This window comes from Nostoc sp. (assembly GCF_036918245.1).
Lineage (GTDB): Bacteria > Cyanobacteriota > Cyanobacteriia > Cyanobacteriales > Nostocaceae > Nostoc.
In genome coordinates, this window is the sequence record NZ_JBALEF010000016.1 from 31,933 (window position 1) to 52,410 (window position 20,478).

Consider the following 20,478-nt stretch of genomic DNA (forward strand, 5'->3'; position numbering starts at 1 on the left):
AATTTTCTCAGACGAACTGAAATTTAACCAATAAGCTCCAGTATGCCATTCTAAAATTCAGGTCGCCATTAGCACCCAATCCTAAATTTAATTTTTAATTGCTAATGTCTTGATTTTCTGGTCTAGAAACCCCTAGACTTGTACAAAAACTTATATTTAACTACAACAATTTTAGAATTGTCATGCAAATACACAGCATAAACAAAAAAAATCCCCAAAAATTTACTTTGTATTTTTTATTTTGACGAAATGTTAACTTTGTTGTATAAGTATGTCAACTTCATCGCCGATTTGTAAAATTTTTCCGGCTGATGATGGGGGTAGTTGAGTATTGATACTCAATCTATAAAAATGATTAAAAGGCGATAAAGCAACCCAATTTGGCAGAGTTGCTTGTCGCTGGGTTGTAAAGATTTTTTGAAAGCTTGGGTAAGCTTCCCCTAAGTAAGAATTGCGTGTTGGGACTATACAACGCTGACATGGGTTAACCCCAAAAAAGTCTACATCTCCCACTCGAAAAGAGACTAAATCACCTTGTTCACTAAATAGCCGATCTTCCCAAAATGCTGGTACACCACCAATCTCGATGTTGGCACGCATCCGACGGCGCATTTCATCTACACTTAAACCAGGAAACCAAGAAGCTACCTCTGCTAATGTGGCCGTACTAATTACCGTTGGGCCAAGTGAGTGTGTATCGTCAGGAAAACCCATCAAAGAGTTTTGTCCCAATGTGACAGCAAACTCAAAATAATCACTCAAAGTTGCTTCTAATGCTTGCCGTTCCTGATCCAGATGAAAAATTTGTTGTAAGTTGTCATCAGGGATTTGCAACGAGATAGTTCTATTTAAGAGTGCAAATTGTGCCCTTAGAAAATGAATTTTAGCATGACGCTTGCCATTGACAAATCTACCTTGTTCGTCAAAAATGGCAAACTCGCGGTCATACTGTAGTGCGCCACTGGCAAGAACTCTAGCGTTCTCAACTTCAACACCATCCAGTGATTTAACTGGATACAGTAAAATCTTAGCTAGGTAAGGCGTCATAGCAATATTTGGATTTGAGATTTGGCGAAAAGTCGCAGCATCTCGCAAAGAGCGAACTGAACTTTTCAAGACGGATTTTGGATTTTAGATTGGTGATTTAGTAGTCCCCAATCTAAAATCTAAAATTCTTTTGTTAATGAGCTATTTGAGTAATATTGTTTGTTAATTATGGATATACTGGCGATTTATCGATTCCGCCAACATGATTTAAAGGCCAGAAGCGAACTACAGCACGTCCAATAATATTCTGGCGGGGGACAACACCCCAGCAGCGGCTATCATAACTACTGTTACGATTATCACCCAGTACTAAATATGAATCAGTTGGTATAGTCTGGAGTTTTGCCAAAAAAGGTGGCTGTGGTCCTGATTGGCAAACATCAATAACTGTAGTCTGCCCAGAACTGAGGTAATTGGCTTCTGGTAGAGGTTTGTCGTTGATATAGACTTTGCCATCCTTAAGTTGTATTTTTTCTCCAGGTAAGGCAATTATACGTTTTATAAAAGCATCTTGATATTGTTCTTTTTGTAGCTCTTTAGTCGGTGAAAATACTACTATATCTCCCCGCTGCGGGTCAGCAAATTTATACTTCAACTTATCGACAATAATTTTGTCTGCCTCCCACTGGTTTGGCGTACCATGCAGAGTCGGTTCCATTGATCCAGAAGGAATCCAGCGTGCTTCAGCAACAAAGGTACGAATTCCCAGAGCTAAAACAATGCTCAATACAATTGTTCTACCTAGCTCTGCGATCCAAGAATTATCGGGTTGTTGACTAGAGTTGTTATCAGACACTTGATTATGCATGAAATTACTTAACTTAACGAAAGATGTAGGTAATTAACTAGCCTAGTGAGACTTTATCTGTTAATCTTAACGGGAAAATTTTAATTTCCTAGTTATGTTTGCATCTTGACTACCAATTTTAGATTGTGGATTGTGAAGGAGGCAGGGGGCAGGAGGTTTGAATTTGGATAAGGCTTCTATATGAGACGCTCTCGCGTTCAACCCTATCTAATTGCAGTCCACCAAATCGGAAATTTTGTGGGGGACTTAAACCCTTGCTGGCTCTCTTGTTAAAAATAAACTTTTTTTTAAGGCGCGGCAAAAATTGGTTACTCCGATCGCGAATAAGTTTAACCTAAAAGCATGGTTCTCTGTAATACATAGCTCCCTGTCTAAACTTGGTTATCTCTATGTCATCTCCAAAAATGTTACTGATTCGCCGCGCTCGCATAATCTTACCCGATGGTGAACTGATGGTTGGGGATGTGTTGACGCGCGATCGCCAAATAGTCGAAGTTGCGCCAGAAATCTCCCAAACAGCACTAGCCACTGAAGTTGACGCAGAAGGCTTAACTTTGTTGCCAGGAGTTATCGATCCGCAGGTGCATTTCCGGGAACCTGGACTAGAACACAAGGAAGATTTATTCACCGCCAGTTGTGCCTGTGCTAAAGGGGGAGTCACAACATTTTTAGAAATGCCCAATACGCGCCCCCTAACAACGACACAACAGGCTTTAGACGACAAGTTAGAACGGGCCTCACACAAGTCCTTGGTTAATTATGGCTTTTTTATTGGGGCAACAGCAGAAAATTTACCAGATTTGCTTTTAGCAAAGCCAACACCAGGAATTAAGATTTTCATGGGGTCGATGCATGGTCAGTTGTTGGTTGATGGCGAAACAGCATTGGAGGCGATATTTGCTAAAGGCGATCGCTTGATTGCCGTTCATGCCGAAGACCAAGCTAGAATCAACCAACGCCGTCAAGAATTTGCCAACATTCACCACGATCCAGCCGTTCACTCGCAAATTCAAGACGATCAAGCCGCTTTGCTTGCAACCCAACTAGCATTAAAACTTTCTCAAAAATATCAACGTCGGTTGCATATTCTCCACATGTCAACAGCGTTGGAAGCAGATTTGCTGCGTCAGGAGAAACCGAGTTGGGTGACAGCAGAGGTGACACCACAGCATTTGTTATTAAATACTAGTGCATATAAAACAATTGGCACATTAGCACAGATGAATCCACCTTTGCGATCGCCCCACGATAACGAAGTTCTCTGGCAAGCTTTGCGCGATGGCGTGATTGATTTCATCGCTACAGATCACGCACCACACACCTTAGAAGAAAAAGCTCAAGAATACCCCAATAGTCCTTCGGGAATGCCTGGGGTAGAAACTTCCCTCGCTTTGATGTTAACTGCGGCAATGCAAGGAAAATGTACCGTTGCTCAAGTTGTGAACTGGATGTCTAAAGCTGTAGCTGTGGCTTATGGTATTCCCAATAAGGGAGCGATCGCACCTGGTTACGATGCCGATTTAGTGCTTGTAGATTTAAACACATACCGCCCAGTCCGGCGCGAGGAACTTTTAACCAAATGCCATTGGAGTCCCTTTGAAGGCTGGAACCTCACTGGCTGGGCTAAAACCACCATTGTCGGTGGTGAAATAGTTTATGACAAAGGCCAGGTAAATACGCAAGTGCGGGGTCAAGCTTTAACTTTCTTGTAGCAAATATTTATTTAACCTTACTAAAACCCAGAATTTACAGCAACTAGATAAGATATATTCCTCCCCAACCTTCACGCCAGATTGCGCGGGTGGGGTATTTCTGTACCTCACAACGTAGAAATTTGCTGTATTTCTAAGTGTTTCAAGTTAAATCATCACAAAGACGCGATAAATCGCCGTCTCTATGAAAGATTGATTATTGTAGAGACGGCGATTCATCGCGTCTCTTGCCTTAACCGAACAGTATTGCGGGAGGCGGAGCCTGGGAACGAGACAATATCTAAAAGCTGGTTCGAGGCTGGCTTTGACGTTAAGTTGACACTAATGCTATGCGTACCCTTCTACGGAGAAGCAAGCTATACGTAGTGTCTCGTAGAGAAGGCGGTTCGTTAAAAAAAAACTTAGGTATTCTTCCAGTCGGATAAGTCGGATAAGTCGGATAAGAGTAAACAAGTTAATGGAACCGTATTGTGATTCATCTCATGATGCTTGTCCACAGAAAAATAATCAAAGAGAATTGCTATCTATGTCCTTCAAAATTTTGGCTTTAGACGGTGGCGGTATTCGTGGAATTGTTGCAGCACGAATACTTCAACAAGTAGAACAAGAAATTAGAAATCAGGAAAAAGGAGAGTTTTTACACGAATATTTTGACATGGTTGCTGGTACTTCTACTGGTTCAATATTAGCAGCAGGGATTGCTATTGGAAAGGAGAGTGATCAACTCATTAAACTGTATAAAAATAGAGGTAAAGATATATTCCCTCTGGAGATAAAAGAGCGCTACAAAAACTTTCCGTCCATCATCAAATCAATTCTTGATGTATTTTCTGCATCTAAATATTCTCATGATGGAATTACTAGCGTACTCAAAGATGCCTATAAATCCACAAGAATCAAGGATATCGAAAAACCCATTCTTTTGATTCTTGCTTACGATACGCTATATCGCAACACAACCTTTTTTACAAATTGTCATCCCGATTTAGGAGACAGATGGTACGATGACTGTTATTTATGGGAAATATGTACCGCTTCTGCCTCAGCACCTACTTTTTTTCCACCATATAAATTAGAACCTGTAGATAAACAAAAATTTGGTGACTGGGAATTCCCACACATTGATGGAGGAGTTTCTGCTAATAACCCTGCTCTGGCAGCTTTGAGTCTAGTTATGAGGATCGGTCAGTCTTCAGTATCTCCAACAATCAAGCAAAAATATAAACTAGATAATCTGCGATTGGAAGATATTTCTATCCTTTCTATTGGCACAGGTCAAACTGGTGAACCATATCAATATAAGCAAATCAGCAAATGGAGAGGCTTAGACTGGATTAAAAATCTTACTAACATCTTTATGGAACCTACATCTAAGATTGATAGTACGATTTGCCGACAAATCATGGGTGGATATGAGTCTAAACGTTACTTACGTCTTCAGTTTGACTTAAATGAGACATTTAAACCCAAGCCAAAAGAGACTTATAAAGATCCTCGCATTGTATTACCTCCAGAAGAGCGGAAAAATAAATTTACAGGGGAAAAAGTTACTGAAGAAATAGATGATACTAATTCCGAGATTCTTCAGCAGTTAATAGATACTACCTCTGCATTCATTGATCGAGGTCTTACGTACTACACTAGAGACGATTCCGGTTCTCCAATAAAAAAGGCGATCGCGTCTTTTATTAAAGATAATTAGCGAGCTGTGTCATTATTTACAAGTGTCTACAATTGGTTGGGGTTTGAATACCCATCCAATTGATCCCTACACCCTGTTCAAGACTTTTTCTGGCTCGTTCCATCAGCTTAGATAATCAAGGAGCGATCGCACGTAAGCTCTAGCAATAACTGCCTTATTTGATAAATTCTAGAAATTGTATTTAATTTACTAATTAAAATTTGCTTTTCTGATAAAGTTTATTAAAGTCAAACTTTATCTCTTCTTTGTACTACTACTATCACATCGTAATAATACCTAAGTTTTTTAATTAGTAATTAACGAGGAGAAGATATAAAAAATCTTTTAGCAACAAAATATAATGTGTAATCCAATACATTTTTCTCAGCCCTGTTTTGTGTTGTTGCCGCAGTATTTACCGAATGTTTTCCATGAGAACTGAGGCAGAGAAAATAATATGTTTTTAGACATTTTAGCTAGCCTGCAACGGTTATTTGTTGGTTATATTCCAGCCGCTGTATTGGGTGGTTTCATCGGATATTTAATCGGGATAAATAGCATGATTTATCAGCTATTTCGGCTGATATTTCAGATACCTCATAGTATCCCTCCTATAGCTTTGCTACCTATTGCCCTAATCGCGTTTCAAGAGAGCGATTCGGCTGCTATTGTAGTAGTTTTTGTGGGAACTCTCTGGACGATGATTATTAATACAGCAATAGGTATGCAGCATTTCAAGAGACAGAATAATAACTTTCGAGTAGCTATTTTTCATATATTTCATGCCTTGAAAGTTAGTATTTGGGTAGCATGGTTTATCGTTATTGCCACAGAAATGTTAATAGGCCCAAAAGGGCTTGGTTTTACCCTCTGGGATGCTTATAAAGCTGGCAATGCTGATTACATAATCCAGGTAATCTTATACATCGGCATCATTGGTTTTTTGCTGGATCAGTTACTAGATTTCGCAGCCTATATTCTCTCGCAAATGGTTTCAGATGGGAAAAAATCTTCTTAAACTTTATCTAGGCTTGCGGATTGCACCCTGCCAGTTAATAGTTTGCTTGGCAGAACGTATTCCCAAAGAACGAGTTGCTATGACTTCAATATCAACGTTGACACCAGGGCGTAAAGCTTCGTCAGGAATTTTGAGCTTGCCCAAAGCTAGAGTAAAACGGTTGTAGTCACGAGTCACAAGTTCTGTGGGAATATCCCCTTCAAATTTAGTTTTGTAGCCAGAAAAACCGTGCAAGTTATCCTGGGCGCGAAATTTTACGCGAAACTGAGTATTAATAGCATCAGACTTGGCTGCCAAATCAACTATTTTTAAGTTGAGGTTTTGTCCGGCATCAGCAAACTCTGCCACAGCTAACCGGGCGACATCTTTTTTGGGAATGGCATGGTTAACGATAAATGTTGTGAAGTTAGTCTCACTTTTGCTGTTACCCTCAACCCATAATTCCTCAGAAAAAGTAATTTCTACTTGTTTGTTATCAGTTAAATTTAGTGTTACAGCTTGATTGCCAAAGCTGGTAATGGGTTGTCTTTCTTGCCAAACTATTTGAAAAGCCTCTTCTCTTCGCTGTTCAAACTGTCGATAATCATCGGCGATCGCAGAACCAGGCGCAAGTAGAGAAGCTGCCCCCATGCGTTGATTCCACTTGTTCTTCGAGAGGTGGAACTGTTTGTTTATCAGTTCCGAAATTGCTAGCTGCACAGTTGGAGTATCAGTACCATCTCTACCCTCACGTCCATCGGTTCCTGTGCGTCCATCTCTGCCATAGTTTCTGGCTACTTTATAGTATTCGTCAGAGGCAACGGCTGGACATAAAACTGAACTAGAGGCAGGCAAAAAGCTAGTAAATAAGCAGAATGTCAGCAGTAGTGGCAGCTTACTCCTAAAACCAGTGTGCATCTAGTTATACCTAAAACTTTAGTTGAATTATCTACTCCTGACGCTGACTTTCTCAAAGCGATGGCTCATAAGAGTAACTGGCAACTTGGGTTAAACTTGTGCATCCTCAAGCGAGGTAGTGAGTATCGAAGTGTGACACACTTATGAAAAAGGATTAGCTTCTGTTACCACTTCTGGGAGTGGAATAAACTCCGTTTCATCTGGCACGCTAGCAAAGCGAGAGTCGCGCCAATCAACTTTAGCTTGCTCTATTCGCTCTGGTCGGCTAGAGACAAAATTCCACCATTTGTAGCGTGTACCTAACGGCTCACCGCCAATAACAATACATTGAGCAGCAGCTGTAGCAGAAACCTCAATCTGATCACCTGGCTCTAGAATAGCGAGACGATATTGCTCCATCGGTTCATCATTAATCCTCAATCCCTCTGTGACACTGTATACTGCCCTTTGTGAATAATCTGTAGGGATAGTGAAGTGGGTGTTTGCAGACAACACTGCATCTAAATAGAGGATAGGTGAGAGAACTTTCACAGGTGAGGTATAGCCAAATACTTGTCCAGCAATAAGTTTGATGATAACGCCATTCTCTTCCCAGGTGGGAAGAATTTCAGCCGGATAGTGAATGAACGTTGGCTCGGTTTCTTCGTGTTCAACAGGTAGGGCGACCCAGGTTTGAATGCCATGAATAGTAGCTTCTTGGTGACGGTCAAAGTCAGGTGAGCGTTCTGAATGGACAATCCCCTTTCCCGCTGTCATCCAGTTGACTGCACCTGGCTGGATTTCCTGCACAGTGCCCAAACTATCACGATGCATCAAAGCACCATCAAATAAATAAGTTACCGTTGCCAGATTAATATGAGGATGTGGTCGGACATCAATGCCTTGATTGGGGGGCATAACCGAGGGGCCAAGATGATCGAAAAAGATAAACGGCCCAACCATTTGGCGATTAGAATATGGCAAACTGCGGCGGGCAGAAAAACCACCCAGATTTTTAACTTCGGGTTCAATCAGTTGAAGAATTGCCATAAATCATCGCAGGTGATTAGTAAATGCTGTAATCATTATAAGTATATTTACTTGCAAATAAGCTAATCTTGATGAGTTATCTGTTTGTTTTGGAGAGTTGATGCCAATGCGATCGCCTATTCTGTGATCGTTTTTTATTATTAGACATTAGACACAGCCCCCGTCAGTATTGTTTGCCAACCAGAGAGTTTTTTGACAAGTGCAATCACTCACGTTTAACTTTATTAAACTTCTGATCGGATTTCAGTTTCCTACTGTTGAGGAAATTAATTGTAAGCAATTAGCTCAATTACTATCAGATTCTGCAAAGCCCCGTCCATTAGTGCTAGATGCACGAAGTCAGACTGAGTATGCAGTTAGTCATATCGAAACAGCAGTACGCATAGATCCTCTCACAGATGACTTAATAGCAGTTGCAACAGTTTCCCCAGATAGACCAATTGTTGTGTACTGTGCTGTTGGCTACCGGAGCGCAAAATTAGCCAAAAAACTGGATGAAGCCGGGATGAAGTGCATTTATAACTTGAGTGGTGGGATTTTTCAGTGGGCAAACGAAGGCAGGCCGATCTTCCAAAATGGTCATCCGACACAGCTTGTAGATCCTTACAATCCAATATGGGGAAAACTGCTAAAAGCTACTTACCATGCTCAAAAGTGTTGAGCTTTGGATTAAGAGCTTGTCAACATTGAGCAAGTAGAATAAAAGCAACGATAAAACTACTTATGCTGCATGTCTCAAGTTTCGATTGTCATTCCTACTTTAAACGAAGCAGTTAGCTTAGAGCGTACATTGCGCCAATTGACTTTACTTAATCCGCCTGCTTTTGAAGTGATAGTAGTAGATGGTGGCAGCGATGATGAGACACTGGCAGTTGCAAAGCAATGCTTTGAGTCATTCAATCAGTTGCTATGCGTACAAGTTCTGTCATCTGAACAGCGTGGGCGTTCTATTCAGATGAATTACGGAGCATCGGCTGCAACTGGAGATATTCTTTGCTTTCTTCATGCAGATACTTGGGTGCCGGATGACTTAATCACTGTAATCGAGCAAACCCTAGTAGAGCCAACCATTGCTTGTGGGGGGTTCATTTCTCTGATGAGTGGATCTCAAACGACTCGCTGGGGCATCTCTCTACATAATTATTTAAAAACCTACTATGCACCACTGCTATTTAAGCCTCACCTGTTTTTTCGAGGATTGCGCCTGTTGTTTGGAGATCAGGTAATGTTTTGTCGTCGCACTGACTTTTGGGATTGCGATGGATTTGATGAGGCATTGCCGATTATGGAAGATGGAGATTTATGCCTGAGATTGGTTAAAAAAGGACGTATTTATCTGGTGAACCGCATTGTTCACTCTTCAGATCGCCGTGTAGCAAAATGGGGTAGCTGCAAAGCAAACGCAATCTACCTTTATATCGGTTTTTTGTGGGGCATTGGCGTTGATGCAAATTATCTCAAACAATTTTATCAAGATATTCGCTGATTCAGGCTCCAGTCATAGTAGAGATAGGAAATCGGCGTTGAAGCATTCATTGGCAAGTCTGTTTCTAGGTAGGAGCGGATATATTCCGGAATGGAGGATTTGACCTTAAGAAAGTCTTGACGATACCATTTAAAGATTTTGCTACAGTAGAGCGTTTTACTATCTGAGTCATAACGGACTTTTTCAGGATTGTTAATGAAGCGACGGGTATCTTCATCTAACTGCTGAGTAACTTGTTGAGGAAAATAAGCTCCAGCACGCAGTAACGGGCAACCAACCGAAGCGCAGACAATTGCAAAATGAACTCGTGGCTCCTGTAATTTATCCCGTAGAATCTGGTTTTCTATTTGGGCTAAACTGTAATGCTTGTCAAATATATAATAAGCACGACGTTGGAAGAACCATAAAAAAGCCAGCCAGTTGGGAATGCCTAAGATTCGCGGACGAATTGACTCAAGCGGGTATCTCGACAAAATTGCCGAAATGGTGAACGCATTGTAAAGGTTGATCCACAATGCCAATTGCTCAAAAGTGTTGCTATTAGATGTAAAGTCGAGATTTTTTTGACTCGACAACCAATCTGCGATCGCTTGAGGTTGCTCAGTTTTCCAAGCAATATAGTTTACACGACCCTGTGGATCGACATACTGACGCAATAACCTGTCCCAAGGTTCAAAATCAATCATTATTGCTGTGTTTATATGTTGTCCATTGTTTTTACTTATACCTGTACCAGTTGAATCCTAAAAATAGAATGAAATAGCCCTGATTTAGAGCTAAGGGAATTCTTTGGTTTTGCGATCGCAACGTAAAGTTGAATTTGTACAAGTATTTATTTAACGAATTATAACAATACTATCTTTGGCAACTTGAAATCAGCGATACACTGAGGAAAATTCCTTGAGGAAGCGTTGATGGCACGGTCAAGTGGGGTTACAAGTGAAACGTCTGTAGAGGAATTACCTACAGTTTCAGACAAAAATACGATCGCAATTGAAAATCCGCCTGAGTCAGTGGAGGATGCCCAAGATATTGACGACATATTGAACTCACTAAAAACCTTACTGAGTTCTCTAGAAAAGCTCCAAAAAGTCCGGCAGGAAGTGGGCGATATCAAACCGTTGATTGGGCGGATGCTTGATGGAGAACTAGTTGCTGGTGAAGAACTTGAGCAACTCAAGACAGGTGTGAGCAGTCTTTCTCGCCTTGTTCGTGCTTATAATGACCATCAAGTAGCGTTGGCTAAAGCACAACCTGCTAGAAACTTACTAGATCAAGTACTGAAAGAACGTAAAGCTAATTGAGTTGAGACTGGGGATTGGGGAAGAAATTCTTTCGAGATTTGGTTGGAGTCCCAATCTCCAATTTAACAAGCGATGTCTCACGACAAGCCGCTTTGCGTCTACGCACTTTTTTAAGAGAATGCGATCGCTTCTCCATCACTTCAAATCAAAGCTTCTTGGCGTTGACAATCAAAAATCACCACAAAACAAGCATCAAGTATCAGCTAACTTAACATAAGCAAATGACTGTCTGCATCAGATAGACTGCCGAATCGTGCGACAATCACATCACCCGTTACATATTGGCAAGTTAACGCACTATAACCCAATGCACAGAAGAAGAACTAGTGCAAGCAGTCAAAGGCTCTATGCTAATCCAAGAAAAAAAGCCTTGATCTCAATTTTTAATGGACTTCTACCCTAGAATATTAATCAATAATAAATATTCAAATGAATCAACAATTAGAGTTGCCATTTCAGAAATTTCCTTCTAGCATTTCTAAATCTTTTGACGGTTCGTCTACATTCATCGATAACATGAAATTGCCAGTTCATCGATGGTTTAGATTTAGTGCAGGTTTCTCTGCACAATGGGTCGAAACTATAATTACTCAGTTCCAAGAACGAGGAGAAATTACTGTCTTAGATCCATTCGCTGGTTCTGGTACAACCTTACTTGCATCTGAAAAACTTGGAGTTGAATGTTTTGGAATTGAGGCTCATCCTTTTGTTGCGCGTATAGCAAGAGCTAAACTTTTATATCAAACTGACTCTGATGCCTATCTTGAACATATAAAAAAGGTTATAAAATATGCTGAAGATTTGCAACCATGTGTAGATACATATCCAAAACTGATTCATGAATGCTTTAGTATCTCTTCACTTGAATCTCTAGATAGATTGCGTCAAGCTTGGAAAAAACTTGCTGATGATTCATCTCAATCTCAGTTAGTTTGGTTAACACTTGTATCAATTCTTCGCCATGTTTCTCATGCCGGAACTGCACCTTGGCAGTACATTTTACCAAATAAAAAGAAACAATCTTTCTTAGAACCAATATCTGCTTTTGAGCTAATGGCAGAGAATATGGCTACAGATATGAAAATTGCAGTAAAAACAGCAGCTTCTAGTTCGACACTCATTCAATCTGATGCTCGGACTTGCCAGGGTATACCTGATAATTTTACCAACTTGGTAATCACCTCACCGCCATACGCTAACAACTATGATTATGCCGATGCTACACGTCTCGAAATGTGTTTCATGAAAGAAATTTCCGGTTGGACTGATTTGCAAACTGCGGTGAGGCAATACTTAATTCGTTCATGTTCACAGCACGTCACAAATAAGAATGTAAACATCGACGAAGTTCTAGGATCTCATGAATTATATCCAATCAAAGCTAGTATTATTGAAATCTGCCATCAATTGTCCCAAGAGCGACATTTGCATGGAGGTAAAAAGAATTATCATTTGATGATTGCCTGCTATTTTCTTGACATGGCTAGAGTTTGGACAGCACTTCGTAGAGTATGTAAAAGTCCTGCAATAGTTTGCTTTATGATTGGTGATTCTGCTCCCTATGGAATTTATATTCCGGTAATAGAATGGATGGGTTTATTAGCACAAGCAGCAGGATTTGAATCTTTTAAGTTTGAAAAAATTCGCGATCGTAATGTCAAATGGAAAAATCGCAAGCACACAGTTCCTCTTTGCGAAGGTTGTTTGTGGGTTTATGGATAAGCTAATCACAACAAAAATTATTTTGTACAACTGTAATGGCAGAGTCATTGTCACATAAATGGGGTCAGATTTTAGGGAACCTCATCCAAGAATTTATTTGTGAAACACTTCAGCAACTGGCCGATGAGCATGGTTTTTACTTAGACTACCAGAAGAAGCGCAAGGCACGAATTAGTAAAAAGGTATCATGGCAGGATCGTTATGGTAATTATCATGACCTTGACTACGTACTGGAGCGGGGAGGTACAGAAGAAACTCTTGGTCTTCCAGTGGCATTTATTGAGACTGCATGGCGGCGTTACACCAAACATTCTAGAAATAAAGTTCAAGAAATTGAAGGAGCGCTTATTCCTCTAGCAGACACCTATAGTCAACTTAATCCATTTTTAGGTGCTATTCTCGCAGGTGTATTTACTCAAGGAGCGCTTGACCAATTAGAATCTAAGGGCTTTAAAATTCTGTATCTTAAATATGAAAATATCGTAAAATCATTTACATCAGTTGGGATAAATGCATCTTTCAATGAAAGTATATTAGAATCAGAGTTTCAAAATAAAATTGAACAATGGAAAAATTTATCAACGCCAGATATTAATAATATAAAAAATCAAATACTCAGCTTAGAGAAATATCAAATAGATAAATTTATGAATATTTTAGAACAATCGTTTGCTAGACTAGTCCAGCAGGTAAATATCATTGTCCTACACGGTCTATCTCAGCAAGCGGAAACTATTAATAATGCTATTGAATATATTCAGAATTATTCAGAGAATCAACCTAAGTTTGCCCCAGCAATAAAGTACGAGATTGACATTCGTTATAATAACGGCGATATAATTCACGCGATGTTTAAAAATAAAACTGAAGCACTTAAATTTTTGAGAACATTTGTTTAAAGGCTAATTAAATAATTCGTAATTAAGTAATGATTAACATTGCACCTGCCATTGTAATACTGGGTCAAAATAGCGTGACAGTAGCACGCAAAATAATCAGCGTCTTACCAGGGGCAACGCTATACGGTTTAGAGGGTCGCACATCGGAGGTTGATGTCAGCTTTACGAATTTTGGCGAGGCGCTGCGCGAGTTATTTATACAGGGAAGGCCGCTGATTGGCATTTGTGCCGCCGGCATTTTAATTAGGACGTTAGCTCCGGTAATCTCGGATAAACGACAGGAACCACCAGTGCTAGCTGTGGCTGAAGATGGTAGTGCTGTTGTCCCTCTCTTGGGCGGACTTGGTGGAGTAAACGATTTGGCTCGCCGCATTGCTGAAGCCCTTGATGTCAAAGCTGCAATTACGACCACAGGCGATTTACGTTTGGGCACAACACTATTATCTCCTCCCCCTGGATACCATTTAGCAAACCCAGACGATGCGAAGAAATTTATCTCAGATTTGCTAGCTGGGGCGCAAGTTAAGCTCGAAGGAATAGCACCTTGGTTGAGTAATAGTAAATTACCGATAGATCCAAAGGGAGATTTGACCATCCAAGTTACGGAACGTTTGGTAACTCCCACAGCCAATTGTCTTATTTATCACCCAGTAACGATCGCGATCGCAATTAGTGGCATGATTGATGATGCAGTCGTTTTAGTACAACAGCTACTAACTGATGCCAAACTAGAAACAGCATCAGTCGCCGGGATATTTGCACCCATCACCGCCGCAGCCGATCCTGCAATCCACGCGGTAGCTAGCGCCTTGGGAGTACCTGCCCGCTTTTTTACCCCAAATCAGCTAGAAAGTCTATTTTCACAAGGTTATAGCCCCGCCCAAGCCGTAGCGATCGCCGCCACAGGTACATCCCCGATTACTCCTTCAACTCCCGACATTGCGATCGCTATTGCCCCCCAAGTAATTGATCCTAACACCATCGGTCAGCCACGCGGACGGTTAGCGATTATTGGTACGGGACCTGGTGGTTCGCTGTGGATGTCTCCAGAAGTTAAGGAGATACTCAAGTCGGCAACTGACCTAGTGGGTTACAAAACTTATTTAGATTTAGTTGGTTCTCTGGCTGATGGTAAGCAACGGCATGAGTCTGACAACCGTGAAGAAGAGGCACGAGCAAAGATGGCCCTTGATTTGGCTGCATCTGGGCGATATGTAGCTGTAGTTTCATCTGGCGACCCAGGTATCTATGCAATGGCAACAGCGGTTTTTGAGGTATGCGATCGCTATGCTAAACCCGAATGGGACAGTATCGATATTCATGTGGCTCCAGGTATCTCTGCAATGCAGGCAGCAGCAGCGGCCATTGGTGCGCCTCTTGGACATGATTTCTGTGCTATTTCCCTCTCTGATATCTTGAAACCTTGGTCTGCGATCGCCCAACGAATTGCTGCTGCTGCCGAGGCTGATTTTGTCATTGCTTTCTACAATCCTGTTTCCAAAGAGCGTACCTGGCAACTGGCAGAAGCGAGAAATATTTTACTGCGACATCGAACACCAGATACACCAGTAGTATTGGCCCGGAATCTCGGTCGGCCAGGACAAACGGTGAAAGCGATCGCACTTGACCAGTTAACACCAGCAAGCGCTGATATGCGGACAATTATTCTCGTTGGTTCCACAAAAACCCGAACCATCAAACGCAGCGATGGTAATCTCTGGGTTTATACGCCGCGCCGCTATACCGAACAGTAAACATGATCGGCGCTGTCAGCCAAGAGAGCAAGATAGGCACTTTTTTAAATCCACTTTTCTAAGAGGTTATTTATAAAGTAAAAATAAAATTTATGTAGGGTGTGTTCGGCGCATATTTTCGATATGATTGGTCACGAAAAGCATAATTTACAGCTATTTTCAGGTAAATAGACCACGTGGTAGGGGCGCAAGGCCTTGCGCCCCTACAACAGATGTGGTTCAAATACATGAAAACTGCTGTAAGCGCCTAACGCACTGCCACATAATACGGTTTAGGCTAAAGCCATAACACACCCTACCTTTTGATTGACTTTGTAAATAGTCTCTAGTCACAACTTTCAAGTAATCATGTTCTATTTTCCAACCATAGGACTGTTATGATACCTATTGCATAAGCAATGATATCTTTCCAATCAAATACACTACCCAAGGCAACAGCCAGAATCTTATATTTTTGCAATCCTAAATTATTTACAAAATTAAAATATTGAAAAATCTCGATAATACAGGAAAATACAAAAACTGATAATGCGACGATGGATGAATGTATATTCCAAAAAGCTTTGACAAAGCAATAAATTAGTATAACTACTAAAACATCACCGATAAAAGGACGAATGAAACTATCATTTACAAAAACAGCAATACATATCTCTATTAAAAATAGTATAAGTGTTAGATAGAAATATTTTTTGTTGAAAATAAACATGGCAATCAATAGACCTCTTGCATAAGTCGAATAGACCCCCCTTAATCCCCCCTTATAAAGGGGGGAAACTGGAAATCTTGCTCCCTCCCCAACACATCGGGGAGGGTTGGGGAGGGGTGATTCAAGGATTTTTGCAAGAAGTCTAATACTCAAAAAATACCTGTTTGACTATAAACCTCTTCAATTTTTGATAGCCTCTGTTGAAAATTCTATTATTACTGAGTAGGTTTCCAAATGACAATGGGAGGTAAAACTCTTTGTATACCGATAAACTTCTCTGTTTTATCTTCCCTTTAGCAACTTATGCTTTAACACTTTTGTCTTTTGTGCAGCCTGTAGCAACTTCCGTCTTCCCTGTAAGAGCTTCTGCCTTCACGTTTCCGTGTTTTGCGCAGCCTGTAACAACTTCCGTCTTCCCTGTAAGAGCTTCTGCCTTCACGTTTCCGTGTTTTGCGCAGCCTGTAGCAACTTCTGCTTTGACGTTATCAGAAACAGACTTGCATTATATGACAATACGCTTGGGTTAAGGGTTATTGGTGTAGATAATTGGTCTTTCAAGACGCGATAACTCGCATCTCTACATCTGGGTTTTGGGCTATTCCTGATAGACATTTACTTGCACTGTAAGATTTAATCGGATAATCTGAGCAATCGAGATTGTTTTTCAAGAAAATCAATGAACAAATTCATACTGAGTTTGCTTTCTTCTCCTGTGCTGATTAGCTCTCTTCTCTCTATGGGAGTAATGCTGAATCACGCACAAGCGATGGAGCCAGAACCAGGAGCCAAAACCACAGATCGTCTATCTTGTATACGCAATAAACATAAAGTGGGTTTAGTATGTGCCAGGGCTTCCATATTGGCTCAAATTCCTAACTATCAGCGTGAAATAGAATTTTCTCAAGAAGATGCTCCCATGCTGGAGTTTAATGATGAAGAAAGCAATGTGGCAATCGACTTATTTGGCTGTGATTGTCCTGCTTGTATAAATTCTTTACGTCAGATGCGCGGCGCGACACCCTTAGTATATTAGGATTTTGCAAATTTAGTTTATAACCTACATCTGCAAACTTTTGTGAGGGCATAACAATGTTGTGCCCTCACTGTATCTTGTATTCAAAATAATTACGCTGACTTTTCGACTCGCAAACCAAAGTATGTCAAAACAAGTTCTGTTAAGCCATTATTGACAACTTCATGTACTTCTCCTGGTTCGATGGCTACACAGTTTCCCGGAAGCAAAGGGTATTCTATACCATCAATGTGAATTACTCCCGAACCAGCTTCCACAAAGAATACCTCGCACATATCTTGATGCGCGTGTGCTGGTGCGGTTTGTCCAGGAGCAAAACGTGCTTGAGAAAAGTTAGTTAGGTGAGGTAAATCGCCGAAGCATAACATCACCTTTTTCTTGATTTCGGCATTGTGAGAAACCGACTCTTCAGGCAAGTCTTTCAGGGAAGTGGTAATCATTCGGGTCTTAAATCGTTAGATAATTCCACAATACCCCTAGACCCATCAATCCTGACTCGTTGACCATCTTGCAGGAGCCATGTAGCACCTCGAACATCCATCACTGCGGGAATTCCATACTCACGAGCAACGATCGCACCGTGAGAAAGCCTTCCCCCAGCTTCGGCAATTAATCCTCCAGCCCTTAATAACAATGGGGCCCAGCCGGAATCTGTATAAGGCACTACCAGAATCGTATCTCGATCAATCTCTGGAATGTCTTGTAAATTTCGCAACACCTTCACCCTACCTTCGGCTTGCCCATGACTGGCTCCAATACCTTGTAAGATTTGGTCAGAGTAGAGTTCAGAGGGAGCTAACGGGTGAGGAGGTGTATGGCCGTAGACTAAAAGAGGTATTTGAATAATCTCGCTATCTTGTACAAATTGCGATCGCCTAAATTCTACTAACTCATCTAACTGTTCTATTAAGCTGGAATTTTCATCCCCAACTAGACGCCGCACTTCATCAAAGTTGAGAAAAAAGATATCGCCTGTTTGCCTAAGTAAACCAGAGTCTAACCAAATCTTCTCTAAAGCCACAAAACTCCAACGCAATTCAGCCAAAAGCCGGGAATAAACTTCGGTGACTCGTCCTTTGATATCCACGCGCCGTTGCACAAAAGAGCGTTTGCGCTTGCCAGCAAAGATACTATTAATTGCGTCTTTAGCACCTGATTGTGGTTCATTCCCCTGCATTAACTGCACAAACATCTGCTTAATCATCTGGGGATTTTCCCGCCAAGTGGGAACGGAGATATCGGTTCCTACCTCACTTAAGTAGCCGTAATCTTGAAGCAATTCGTTAAATTCTTGGAGGATCTTCTCTCCTTCGGGGGTTTGCTTTAATTGCTCAAATACTTGCTGTGGCTCAAACTCCAGTAATACCTGCTTGGCATCTGTAGCGATTGCACTGAGCGATCGCAATGCTGCTACCTCTGGGGTGACGCTATGATCGATTTGTCTATCCTTTACCCGAAAAATTGCCTGTCTCAGGGCGGCACTCAAGGGAGCTAAAATGCTGTAATACGTTCCATGACGCAGCAACTCCAGAATAAAATCAATTCTTGTCAACAGCTTCGCTGGTTCCAAGTTATCTATATCTTCTGGCGCCAACTGCGACAACCCAGGAATGAACCGTTTGTGATAATCTTCCTTGAAGTCCTTTTCTAAATTTAATTCCCGTTTCAGCAACTTCCCTAGTCCTGGCAAATTTTCCCAAGTTGACTGCAAGGAGGGCTTACTTAATTTAGCTCCTCTGGTTAAAAATTCCAGACTTTCGGGGGGCAGTCCCATACGCAGAAAAATGTCTCCTAAGAGGGACGCATTAAAGTAGGCTCTGGAATAGTGCAGAGTTGCTGTTTTGGTGAAATCTAACCCCAAGGCGCGTTCGCCTAAAACTAAAGTAAAAAATTCTCCCCAAACTCCACAAGTTAAGGGACGATTAATCGACCATGTTAAGGGGTGAATTACTCCAGGAATCACTTCAGCAGCGATTTTGCGTGTCCAGATGGGCAACAGAGTAGTGATTGGTCGAGATTGCAACACCCAAAGCGTTTGACCATCGTAACTCCACTCGATATCTTGAGGAGTGCCATGATAACGTTTTTCGAGTCGGTAAGCTAAGTATGCAACTTGTTTGATTAATGATTGTGGTACTCGTCCTTGACCCTCTAATTGTATAGAGTAAGAATTTTCTGTTTCAACGACAAAAGCGCGATATTGCTCTGGTGTGACTTTTCCCGAAACGACTTGCGTCGGGCTGCCTGGAAGGGCTTCAATGATGATCGCATCGCCTTGTTGAGTAATGGGATCGCGGCTGAAAGCAACGCCAGAATATACACTCTGGACTTGTTGTTGAATCAACACAGCCATTGCTGTATCATTTAAGCCGCGATCGCGCCGATATTGGACAGCAGATGGATGATTGTAGGAAGCTTGAACTTGAACGATCGCTGACTGTAATGCCTCTGGACTAGTAACATTTACAACTGTTTCATACTGTCCAGCAGCAGAAGCGTGTTCTGAGTCTTCTCCAATAGCGGAAGAACGCACCACCAAGGGGGATAATTCTGATGGCTGGAGAAATTCTGTTAACCCTTCTGGATTGTCGATGGGGGCTAGTACCCATCCCTTCGGCACTGGATAGCCCCAGCGCTTAATTTGAGATAATGTCGCCGCTTTTTCTCCGACGATGGCAGCATTCAACTCTTCATCTAGAGAAACCATAGCGCGATCGCCGCGTAAAAATTCCAACATCGCTTGCGATTCTGTTTGTGCCTCTTGGGCTGGCAGTTTCATATCATCTGGAATTTTGGTGTAAATCCAGCCCATTAAACCAGATAAGGCCACAGCAGCAAATATTCTGGGAATATCGCTCAGGTGCAGAAGTGCCACAAACAAAGGAAAAAGTAGCAAAACCCCAAATTTGACTACCTTTCTTGATTGCAGAATTGTAAAAGTAATACCTGCAAAGAAAGATACAAATATCGCTACCAGTGGATCGTGTACGACAAATCCCCAGACAACATTTGTCGTACCTGCTCCTCTGCCTATCCAGTATCTACCGATTACCAGAGCGATCAGGGCAACCAATTCCCAAAACGATCCATCTGGGAAGAAAATGCGGGTGAGTAAAACTGCCGCAACTCCTTTTAAAGCTTCTGACAAGACTGCCAGAATTCCGACAATTTTACCGCCATGATAAAACGCAGCCGATACACTAATGTTTCCTGTACCAACTTGTGATAACTGCTTCCGCTTCAGGGCGTAAGTTATCCATGCAATCAGGGGTAATCCGCCCAAAAGGGGGCAGATAATTAAAATAACGAAAACACCCCAAGGTTCAAACATTCTGGGTTTTGGATTTTAGATTTAAATTTTCCATCTAAAACCTCAAAT

The 20,478-nt window shown here is 41.4% G+C and carries 18 protein-coding genes; 10 read left to right on the top strand and 8 right to left on the bottom strand.

What is annotated here, in order from left to right; translation table 11 throughout:
• Positions 1 to 252 precede the first annotated feature (252 nt).
• The gene (locus tag V7L12_RS02835) at positions 253 to 1,047 is read right to left on the bottom strand and encodes an MOSC domain-containing protein (RefSeq protein ID WP_335082023.1); all 795 of its coding nucleotides are present in this window, start codon (positions 1,045 to 1,047) and stop codon (positions 253 to 255) included.
• 166 nt (positions 1,048 to 1,213) lie between these two features.
• Complete coding sequence (lepB, locus tag V7L12_RS02840) at positions 1,214 to 1,855, bottom strand: signal peptidase I (RefSeq protein ID WP_335081961.1); 642 nt, start codon at positions 1,853 to 1,855, stop codon at positions 1,214 to 1,216.
• A 389-nt stretch (positions 1,856 to 2,244) separates the two neighbouring features.
• Between lepB and V7L12_RS02845 the strand changes: the two genes are divergently transcribed.
• The 3 genes from V7L12_RS02845 (at position 2,245) to V7L12_RS02855 (ending at position 6,266) form a co-directional block, all read left to right on the top strand.
• Positions 2,245 to 3,567 carry a dihydroorotase gene (locus V7L12_RS02845; protein WP_335081963.1) on the top strand — a complete coding sequence of 441 codons (1,323 nt, stop codon included), beginning with the start codon at positions 2,245 to 2,247 and terminating at the stop codon, positions 3,565 to 3,567.
• A 526-nt stretch (positions 3,568 to 4,093) separates the two neighbouring features.
• Complete coding sequence (locus tag V7L12_RS02850; RefSeq protein ID WP_335081965.1) at positions 4,094 to 5,269, top strand: patatin-like phospholipase family protein; 1,176 nt, start codon at positions 4,094 to 4,096, stop codon at positions 5,267 to 5,269.
• 436 nt (positions 5,270 to 5,705) lie between these two features.
• Positions 5,706 to 6,266, top strand: a complete 561-nt coding sequence (locus V7L12_RS02855; RefSeq protein ID WP_335081967.1) for a nitrate transporter — start codon at positions 5,706 to 5,708, stop codon at positions 6,264 to 6,266.
• A gap of 3 nt (positions 6,267 to 6,269) precedes the next feature.
• Here V7L12_RS02855 and V7L12_RS02860 read toward each other — a convergent pair whose 3' ends face one another.
• A complete protein-coding gene (locus V7L12_RS02860; RefSeq protein ID WP_335081969.1) occupies positions 6,270 to 7,163 on the bottom strand; it encodes a hypothetical protein in 894 nt (297 codons plus the stop codon).
• Positions 7,164 to 7,304: 141 nt separating this feature from the next.
• The gene (locus V7L12_RS02865; protein ID WP_335081970.1) at positions 7,305 to 8,192 is read right to left on the bottom strand and encodes a pirin family protein; all 888 of its coding nucleotides are present in this window, start codon (positions 8,190 to 8,192) and stop codon (positions 7,305 to 7,307) included.
• A 199-nt stretch (positions 8,193 to 8,391) separates the two neighbouring features.
• Between V7L12_RS02865 and V7L12_RS02870 the strand changes: the two genes are divergently transcribed.
• Entirely contained in the window at positions 8,392 to 8,853 is a 462-nt protein-coding gene (locus tag V7L12_RS02870; RefSeq protein WP_335081972.1) for a rhodanese-like domain-containing protein, read from the top strand.
• A gap of 69 nt (positions 8,854 to 8,922) precedes the next feature.
• On the top strand, positions 8,923 to 9,678 hold the full coding sequence (locus tag V7L12_RS02875) for a TIGR04283 family arsenosugar biosynthesis glycosyltransferase (RefSeq protein WP_335081974.1): 756 nt from the start codon (positions 8,923 to 8,925) through the stop codon (positions 9,676 to 9,678).
• Here the strand turns inward: V7L12_RS02875 and V7L12_RS02880 are convergent.
• Positions 9,663 to 10,364, bottom strand: a complete 702-nt coding sequence (locus V7L12_RS02880) for a DUF547 domain-containing protein (RefSeq protein ID WP_335081976.1) — start codon at positions 10,362 to 10,364, stop codon at positions 9,663 to 9,665. The two genes, V7L12_RS02875 and V7L12_RS02880, sit on opposite strands and share 16 nt — an antisense overlap.
• Before the next feature lie 228 nt (positions 10,365 to 10,592).
• On the opposite strand from V7L12_RS02880, the gene V7L12_RS02885 reads away from it, so the two are divergent.
• From V7L12_RS02885 to cobJ, 4 genes are all read left to right on the top strand, one after another.
• Positions 10,593 to 10,982 (top strand): hypothetical protein, encoded by a 390-nt coding sequence (locus V7L12_RS02885; protein WP_335081978.1) that lies wholly within the window; start codon positions 10,593 to 10,595, stop codon positions 10,980 to 10,982.
• Between the two features lie 429 nt (positions 10,983 to 11,411).
• On the top strand, positions 11,412 to 12,704 hold the full coding sequence (locus V7L12_RS02890; RefSeq protein ID WP_335081980.1) for a DNA methyltransferase: 1,293 nt from the start codon (positions 11,412 to 11,414) through the stop codon (positions 12,702 to 12,704).
• A gap of 35 nt (positions 12,705 to 12,739) precedes the next feature.
• On the top strand, positions 12,740 to 13,603 hold the full coding sequence (locus V7L12_RS02895; protein WP_335081982.1) for a hypothetical protein: 864 nt from the start codon (positions 12,740 to 12,742) through the stop codon (positions 13,601 to 13,603).
• Positions 13,604 to 13,632: 29 nt separating this feature from the next.
• A complete protein-coding gene (gene cobJ, locus V7L12_RS02900) occupies positions 13,633 to 15,357 on the top strand; it encodes a precorrin-3B C(17)-methyltransferase (RefSeq protein ID WP_335081984.1) in 1,725 nt (574 codons plus the stop codon).
• A gap of 346 nt (positions 15,358 to 15,703) precedes the next feature.
• Here cobJ and V7L12_RS02905 read toward each other — a convergent pair whose 3' ends face one another.
• Positions 15,704 to 16,219, bottom strand: a complete 516-nt coding sequence (locus V7L12_RS02905) for a ribosomal maturation YjgA family protein (RefSeq protein ID WP_335081986.1) — start codon at positions 16,217 to 16,219, stop codon at positions 15,704 to 15,706.
• A gap of 523 nt (positions 16,220 to 16,742) precedes the next feature.
• Between V7L12_RS02905 and V7L12_RS02910 the strand changes: the two genes are divergently transcribed.
• Positions 16,743 to 17,099, top strand: a complete 357-nt coding sequence (locus tag V7L12_RS02910) for a hypothetical protein (protein WP_335081988.1) — start codon at positions 16,743 to 16,745, stop codon at positions 17,097 to 17,099.
• A gap of 92 nt (positions 17,100 to 17,191) precedes the next feature.
• On the opposite strand, the gene V7L12_RS02915 is transcribed toward V7L12_RS02910, so the two are convergent.
• Together V7L12_RS02915 and V7L12_RS02920 are read right to left on the bottom strand one after the other, a co-directional pair.
• Entirely contained in the window at positions 17,192 to 17,539 is a 348-nt protein-coding gene (locus V7L12_RS02915; RefSeq protein WP_335081990.1) for a cupin domain-containing protein, read from the bottom strand.
• The gene (locus V7L12_RS02920) at positions 17,536 to 20,430 is read right to left on the bottom strand and encodes a glycerol-3-phosphate acyltransferase (RefSeq protein WP_335081992.1); all 2,895 of its coding nucleotides are present in this window, start codon (positions 20,428 to 20,430) and stop codon (positions 17,536 to 17,538) included. Before V7L12_RS02920 ends, V7L12_RS02915 begins: the two co-directional genes overlap by 4 nt.
• Between the last annotated feature and the right edge of the window lie 48 nt (positions 20,431 to 20,478).